The sequence below is a fragment of the uncultured Brachyspira sp. genome (assembly GCF_944390845.1).
Lineage (GTDB): Bacteria > Spirochaetota > Brachyspiria > Brachyspirales > Brachyspiraceae > Brachyspira > Brachyspira pulli.
The window spans coordinates 1-8,597 of record NZ_CALXRM010000108.1 but is presented as its reverse complement, the minus strand read 5'-3'; the positions used below and the strand labels follow the sequence as shown (position 1 = coordinate 8,597).

At 28.1% G+C, this 8,597-nt stretch carries 5 protein-coding genes; 2 read left to right on the top strand and 3 right to left on the bottom strand.

The genetic code is table 11. The features are described 5' to 3' along the window. Positions 1 to 343 precede the first annotated feature (343 nt). Positions 344 to 1,060, top strand: a complete 717-nt coding sequence (locus Q0K52_RS14130; RefSeq protein WP_297300525.1) for a methyltransferase domain-containing protein — start codon at positions 344 to 346, stop codon at positions 1,058 to 1,060. A 315-nt stretch (positions 1,061 to 1,375) separates the two neighbouring features. Here Q0K52_RS14130 and Q0K52_RS14125 read toward each other — a convergent pair whose 3' ends face one another. From Q0K52_RS14125 to Q0K52_RS14115, 3 genes are all read right to left on the bottom strand, one after another. Beyond that, positions 1,376 to 2,161, bottom strand: a complete 786-nt coding sequence (locus tag Q0K52_RS14125; protein ID WP_297300524.1) for a class I SAM-dependent methyltransferase — start codon at positions 2,159 to 2,161, stop codon at positions 1,376 to 1,378. Positions 2,162 to 2,941: 780 nt separating this feature from the next. After that, positions 2,942 to 4,333: a sodium-dependent transporter gene (locus Q0K52_RS14120; protein ID WP_297300523.1), complete on the bottom strand. Its 1,392-nt coding sequence runs from the start codon at positions 4,331 to 4,333 to the stop codon at positions 2,942 to 2,944. A gap of 48 nt (positions 4,334 to 4,381) precedes the next feature. Continuing rightward, complete coding sequence (locus Q0K52_RS14115) at positions 4,382 to 4,945, bottom strand: hypothetical protein (RefSeq protein ID WP_297300522.1); 564 nt, start codon at positions 4,943 to 4,945, stop codon at positions 4,382 to 4,384. Between the two features lie 271 nt (positions 4,946 to 5,216). Here Q0K52_RS14115 and ppdK point away from each other — a divergent pair, with 271 nt between their 5' ends. Then, positions 5,217 to 8,186: a pyruvate, phosphate dikinase gene (ppdK, locus tag Q0K52_RS14110; protein ID WP_297300521.1), complete on the top strand. Its 2,970-nt coding sequence runs from the start codon at positions 5,217 to 5,219 to the stop codon at positions 8,184 to 8,186. Positions 8,187 to 8,597: the final 411 nt, after the last annotated feature.

Below are 8,597 nucleotides of genomic sequence, written 5' to 3'. Positions count from 1 at the left end.
ATTATATTGTTTCATAGGTATTCCTTTGGGTTTATTTATAGCAATTTAAATTATAAGGAATACCTTCTTTTTTTAAACTAAAAGTGTGCAATATCTATGGCTCTTAAACAACAACTTGAAAATTTAAATATTGACTTTATAAGAAAATATTATATAATAATTATATTAAAATAGTATTTAATCTGGTAAAATAACATGTTCAAGACAAGACAAGACAAGACAAGACAAGACAAGACAGAATAATATAAAATATATATTTTTATATAAAGTAAAAAAGCAATGGACTAATTATAAATTGGTCCATTGCTTTTTTTTATTTTAAATAAATTTTGGAGTATACAATATGTATAAAGATTTAAAAAAAGATATTAATATCAGCAATGAAGATAATTTATTATGTCCTATTTGCGGTTATAGTTCAAAAGAATTTCTGCCATTTGGAATTGTACCTAGGAAAAATGCCCAATGTCCTAAATGTAAATCATTAGAAAGACATAGACTTTATTATTTATATTTATTAAGAAAAATAGATGCATCTAAACAAATAAAGATATGCCATTTTGCACCAGAAAAAGCAATAAAAGACAGTTTTGATTTATTTAAAAATATAGAGTATATAAGCTGTGATATAGTGCCCGGCAGAGCTATGTCCGTTCAGGATATAACAAATACAACATTTGAAAATAATTCTTTTGATATAATATTCTGCTGTCATGTACTAGAGCATATACCAGATGATATAAAAGCTATGAAGGAATTAAAAAGAATATTAAAACCATATGGGTTTGCTATATTGCAAGTTCCATATTTTTCTCAATGGAAAGGAAAAGAACTAACAACTACTTATGAAGACTTTTCTATCACAGATCCAAAAGAAAGGGAAAAAGCATTTGGTCAAAATGATCATGTTAGAGTATACGAGAAAAATGATTATGTAAAAAGATTGACAAATGCCGGATTTAAGGTTTATGAAGATAATTTTTATTATACATTATCAGATAAAGCTGCCGTAAAATACTCTCTTAAACCTGAAATTATTTTTTATTGTACAAAAAACTAATAAATATAAAAAACAAGTTATAATTAATAAATATGGTTTATTTTTATAATATAGCTACTGCAATTTTGTACATATGTATAGCTGTATTATTTTATATAATAATTTAGTTTTGAAACAAGTCTAATCAAACAAATAAGCCAAATAATGTTCTTTATTTATGTACCCTTTTATATTCTTATAATCAATAAATATTTTTCCGTAGCTTTTTTCTTCATTATTATGAATAAATTTATAATAAAAAATAAATACTAAAACTTAAAAACTATATAAAATTCTTTAAAATGTTTATCTATAATTATAGAAATAAAAATTATATTAAAATGTTTGATTTGGTATATCAGATATTTTCCACAATCCCATCATATCTACACCTGATTTATCAGTATTTATATATTCTATTGGTTTTGGAAAATTAAATGGTGGTAGTTCTAAATTTATAAATTTAGCTTCAGAATATTTAGATTTAGTTCTGTCATTATATTTAACAGATATTGATGTATCTGTCAATAAAAATTTAGAATTTGTTCTTTTTATATTATTAATTATCATTTGAACTTCAATATTTGATAAATGTCTTGTGCAAGCTCTATTAAATATCATATCTACATCATATAAATCACCTTTTAAAAGGTCTACACAAAAAAATGAAACATTATCATGTTTAATTTTATTTTTGTTATCTTCTATAATATTTGGAACAATATCAACACCTATATATTTTTCAAAATTATTCAATAATAATTTCATCCAGTTCATATCACCACAAGGTGCATCCAAAAAAGTTTTTATATTGTATTTTTTTAATAAAATAATTAAATTATTTCTTAAAATTTCTGTAGCTTCTAATGTACTTCCAGAACCTGAAGCTGTTTCTTCTTTTATTTCTTTTGTACGTCCCCACATTTTTTTTACATATATTTCTGTAAAACGTTTTTTTCTTTCATCATCAGATATTTGATTAGAAAAATATAAAAGTTCTAATTTATTATTTAAGATATTTATTTTTTCATTTAATTTAGAGTTTTCATTTTCAAGTTTCTTTATATAGCTATTATTTTCTAATGCTACATTTAATAAAGTTTCAAAATTATTATTTTCCATTTTATGCTCCATAATTATTTAATTTTTTAAAATAAAAAAACCAACATTCACTTAGATGCTACTAAGCTGAACATTGGTTTTTATTTACTTGAATAAATATATTTTATTTTATTTTGTATTGTATTGTATTGTATTGTATTGTATTGTATTGTATTGTATTGTATTGTATTCATATAGAAAAATCCATAATACTTAAAATTTATTTTATAATAACATATCTTATTATAAATGCAATATAATTTTATTAAAATTTTGTTTATAAGTGTAAGTTTTTACATATTATTATTTTTATACAAAAATTATTATATTTATTAATAAAAATAAATAAAAGTATAATAAATTTAAATTATTTGTGCTCAATCAGCATCACAATTAAAAATATGTTGTAATTTAGATCTACTTATTATAAGAGATATAAATGTCTAATTATAATAACTAATATTAGTATTAAACCAAAAACTTATACAAATATATTTAATGATTAGAAAGTTTTATTTAATTATTAAAATTCTATACTGAAAATTTTTAAGTTTGTCAACCACGAGCTGTTACCGTAGTGATGCTTCGCAGCACCTTCCCACACGGTATTGACTACTCTTATCAAATGTCCACTATACGTGCGGATGATTACTTATTATTGTACAAATATGTGTTTTTTATATTACATTTAAAACATATTTTGTTACTATGTGTTAATATTTTATATTAATTTATAAGTTATAATTACATTCAAAAATAATCAAAAATTGACAAAATATAGTTGTTTAGGTATAAATAATTTTAAATAAAGAATCTATTTATATAATCAATAACGAATATAGCTAATACTATGAAAGGCAAAATATATGAAACATAGAATCTAGCCCATTTAGGGAATTTTACTCCCTTTCCAGTATCAGCTTCTTTTACAAAATTATCCCAGCCCCAGCCAAAATCTCTAGTACAGAATATAAGTATTATTATACCGCCTATAGGAAGGAAATTGTTGCTTACTAAAAAGTCAAGCCCGTCAGCTATAGTGCTTCCTTCTCCAAGAGGTTTTATGAATGATAAAATATTAAATCCTAATGCAGTAGGCAAACTCAATATAAATATAGTTATAGCTACTATCATAGTAGTTTTTTTACGCGGCATTTTTGTTTCGGACATAGTGAAAGCAATAATATTTTCAAATACAGCTATTATAGTTGTTAAAGCTGCCATTGATAAAAATAAGAAGAATAAAGCTCCCCAAAGTCTGCCTAAAACCATTGAATTAAATATATTTGGCAAAGTAACAAATGCTAATCCAGCACCTTCTCCAGGATTGATTCCGAAAGAAAATGTTGTAGGGAATATTACAAGTCCTGAAAGAAATGCTATTAAAGTATCTAATCCCACAACCATAATAGATTCGCCAGTTAAGGAATAATCTTTTTCTATATAGCTTCCGAATATTGTCATAGCACCGATACCTAAACTCAATGTAAAGAATGATTGACCTATAGCAGCATAAGCTACCGAGAAGAACCCTTTAAGTCCTCCGCTAAACATTTTATTTAAATCTGGTAAGAGATAAAATTTTAATCCTTCTTTCGCATTTGGTAAAGTAACAGCTCTTATTATAAGCACAAAAAGAACCAATAAAAGAAGTGTCATCATTACTTTTGTAACTTTTTCAACACCATTTTCTAATCCCATCATACATACTACAGTGGCTATTATAACAGAAACAGTCATCCATAATATCAATGTAGAAGGGGAGGCAAGAACACCATTAAAAAATTCTCCAACTTGAGCAGTATTAAGTCCTTCCAATTTTCCCATACCCATAAAATAACAGTATGATAAACACCAGCCTGCTATAGTAGTATAAAACATCATAAGAAGAACACAGCCGAATAATTGTATGTATCCTACTATATGCCATTTATAACCTTTTTTCTGTAAAGCTCTATAAGAACCAGCTAAATCCCTTTTTCCAGCCCTTCCAACTGAAAATTCCATAACAAGTATAGGAAGACCTAATATAACAAGTGATATTAAATATAAAACAACAAATGCAGCACCGCCGTATTTTCCTGTAATATATGGAAATCTCCAAACATTACCAAGACCTATGGCACAGCCTGCCGAAACTAATAAAAAACCTAATCTGCTTGAAAGTTTTTCTCTGTTATTATCATTATGCATAAGCGTAAACCTGAAATATATTTTTTATAGATTAATAAGAAAGATATTTTAGATATTAGACATTATCAAATTATTTATATAGTTAGTATATATATACATATCATTACTATTTTCTATTAAAATAAATTCAACTCTCCTATTTTCTTTAATATCTTTGTATTCACTTAATAAATCCTGAAGACCATAATTAGTTAATTTATTTAAAGTACCATTAGTTATTGATAAAAATACATTATAAGAGCGTTGATATGATAAATCCTCCATATCTCTTCTGTTATAGAGGAATAATATATCTTTTTTGCCGTATCCGTTGGTAGGCTTTTTGTTTTCATCGCTGCTCATATGACCTTCAATTATAATGCCGATTATATTTGTACTTGTAGTTACATCTCCAACATATTTAAAAGTTTTGAAATATTTTTTTAAATCAACAGTACTGTTATCATAATCAAAAAGTATTTTTTGAGGGGTTTTTAATACTTTTCCTCTTTCTGTTAATTTGTATTTATATTTTATTACTTTTGGCTTTTTATATGTTGATATAACTATTGCACCATAAGCATTTACAGCTATTAATAGAGCAATAATTAGTGCATTTATTTTTTTAAGCATTTATATATTTCCTTATTTTATATTATACAATACATAAAAAAAAATTTAAATATCTTTTTAATATTCGGTCAATACACATTGAAATTTTAATTTGATGTTTTAATAGATATATCTTTTTATATCAAAATAGTGATAAATAAAGTGAAATACAAAAAAAAATTAACTAAATTTTCACAATAAAATTGACAATAATAAAAATAACATTATACTATATAAATAAGTAATGACTTTAAATTTTATATAAATATTTTATTTTCAAGAGGAGTTTATTATGGCATCAAAAAAGATGGTTTACTTCTTTGGTAATGGTAAATCTGAAGGTGCTAAAGAAACCAAAGCACTCTTAGGTGGTAAAGGTTTAGGTTTAGCACAGATGACAGAAAGTAAAGTACCGGTTCCAGCTGGTTTTACAATTACTACAGAAGTTTGCGACTATTATTCTAAAAATAAGTCATACCCTAAAGGATTAGAAAAAGCTGTTGATGAAAACATCAAAAAATTAGAAAAAGCAATGAATATGAAATTCGGTGATGTAAATAAACCATTACTAGTTTCAGTACGTTCAGGTGCTGCTATATCTATGCCAGGTATGATGGATACTATTCTTAATTTAGGTATCAATGAAGAAGTAGTTAATGGTATAGTTGCTAAAACAGGCAATCCTAGATTTGCTTGGGACGCTTATAGAAGATTTATACAGATGTTCGGCGATGTAGCTATGGGCGTTGATCATGACAAATTTGAGGAAATTTTACAAGAAAAGAAAAATTCTATAGCTTCAAGAGTTGGTAAAATAGAAAAAGAAGTAAAAGATACTGACTTGGATGTAGAAGATTTAAAAGACGTTGTAGCTAAATATAAAGCTATGTATAAGAAAGAAAAAGGCGAGGAATTCCCAGAAGAGCCTAGAGAACAGTTATTTAATGCTATTAATGCTGTATTTAGAAGCTGGAATAACCCTAGAGCTGAAGCTTACAGAAAATTAAATGACATAAGAGGTCTTTTAGGTACTGCTGTAAACGTTCAGGCTATGGTATTCGGTAATATGGGTGATACTTCTGCTACAGGTGTATGTTTCTCTCGTAACCCTTCTACTGGAGAAAATAAATTCTATGGTGAATTCTTAATCAATGCTCAAGGTGAAGACGTTGTAGCAGGTATAAGAACTCCTCAGGAAATTACACTTGAAGGCAGCTTAGAATGGGCTAAAAATAACGGTATAAGTGAAGAAGAAAGAAAAGCTAAATATCCTTCACTTGAAGAAGTTATGCCAGCTGTATATAAACAGTTAGTAAGCTATAAAAACCAATTAGAAAAATATTACAGTGATATGCAGGATATGGAGTTCACTATACAAGAAGGTAAACTTTATATGCTTCAAACACGTAATGGTAAAAGAACAGGTGCTGCTGCAGTAAGAATCGCTGTAGAACTTGCTGAAGCAAAAATAATTTCTAAAGAAGAAGCTATAATGAGAGTTAATCCTTCTGATTTAGACCAATTATTACACCCTATGTTTGATGCTTCTGCTAAGAAAACTGCAAAAGTACTTGCTAAAGGATTAAACGCTTCTCCAGGAGCTGCTGTTGGTAAAGTAGTATTCTCTGCTGAAAAAGCTGAAGCTATGAAAGAGGCAGGAGAACAATCTATACTTGTTCGTATAGAAACTAGTCCAGAAGATATTAAAGGTATGAATGCTGCTGAAGGTATCTTAACAGCTAGAGGCGGTTCTACTTCACATGCTGCAGTTGTTGCTCGTGGTATGGGTAAATGCTGTGTTGCTGGTTGTAGTGCTTTAGAAATTGATTATGCTGCTAAAAGCATGAAAGTTGGTGAAGAAACTGTTAAAGAAGGTGATTATATTTCTATAGACGGTTCTACTGGTGAAGTAATGCTTGGTAAAGTTGCTACTAAAGAAGCAGAAATGTCAGAAGACTTCAAAAAACTTATGGAATGGGCTGATTCTATGAGAAAATTAGAAGTTCATACTAATGCTGATACTCCTCATGATGCTAGCGTTGCTAGAAGCTTTGGAGCTGAAGGTATCGGACTTTGCAGAACTGAACACATGTTCTTCAATGCTGACAGAATTAAGAGTGTAAGACAGCTTATACTTGTTGCTGAAGAAGTAAAACAATTAAAAGAAAAATTAGAGGCTGCTGAAAAAATAGGCGATAAGAAAACTATCGAAGAAATCGAGCCTTTATATAAAGAACCTAGAAAACTTTATGATGATGCTTTAAATAGCATTCTTCCTATGCAAAGAGAAGACTTTATTGGTATATTCACTGCTATGAACGGATATCCAGTAACAGTTAGACTTCTTGACCCACCTTTGCATGAATTCATTCCTCATGAAGATTCTCAATTAGAAGAACTTTCAAAAGAAATGAATGTAAGCTTTGATAAATTAAAAGCTATTAGAGATAGTTTACATGAGTTCAACCCAATGCTTGGTCACAGAGGCTGCAGACTTGGTATTACTTATCCTGAAATATATGATATGCAGGCTAGAGCTATAATTGAAGCTGCTGTTAAAGTTAAAAAAAACGGTGTAGATGTTCACCCTGAAATAATGATTCCTTTAGTTGGTACTGTAAAAGAATTAAAAATCATTAAAGACAGAATCATTAAAATAGCTGAAGAAGTATTTGAAAAAGAAGGTTCTAAAGTTGCTTATAGAGTTGGTACTATGATTGAGGTTCCTAGAGCTGCTTTAGTTGCTGACAAAATCGCTGAAGAAGCTGAATTCTTCTCATTTGGTACTAATGACTTAACTCAAATGGGCGGCGGTTTCTCAAGAGATGATGCTGGTAAGTTCTTAAAAGACTATGTTAATAAAGAAATATACGAAAGAGATCCTTTCCAATCATTAGACCAAGAAGGTATCGGTGAGCTTTTAAGAATAGGTGTTACTAAAGGTAGATCTACTAATAAAAAACTTACTGTTGGTATCTGCGGTGAGCATGGTGGAGATCCTGCTACTATTATGTTCTGTAATGATATAGGATTAGATTATGTAAGCTGCTCTCCTTATAGAGTACCTATAGCTAGACTTGCTGCTGCTCAAGGTGCTATAAGAGCTAAAGGAGCTAGCAAAAAATCTTCTGCTAAAAAGACAACAGCTAAAAAAGCATCTGCTGCTAAAAAAACAGTTGCTAAAGTAGAAACTAAATCTTCTGCTAAAAAAGCACCTACTGCTAAGAAAACAGCTGCTAAATCTACAGGCAAGAAAAAATAATAAAATATTTATATAAATGAAATAATAATAAAGGGGCTTGCAAATTATTTGTAAGTCCCTTGTTTTTGCATTAATTTTTATATACTTAAAACTTTTAATTTTGTCAATTTTATTGTTGTTCTTTTTCCCGCCGCATACGCTCTGCGGACTTCGTCAAAGTAGCTATATCCTCAACAAGCTCGGATACGCTTCGCGAAAGGCTACATTTGGGCTTTAATTAATAAATTATTTTACATGTAAGACAATTTTAGTATGATTTAGTACTAATTCTATCCTTGCACTTTTTGCAACTTTTTGCGGCGGGAAAAAGTTGACTAAAAAAATGACAAACTCTAAAATTTTTAGTATATACCTAAACAATTATATTTTGTCAAAAATAATTTTTTTAAATTTTAAATATCTGCAGGGCTT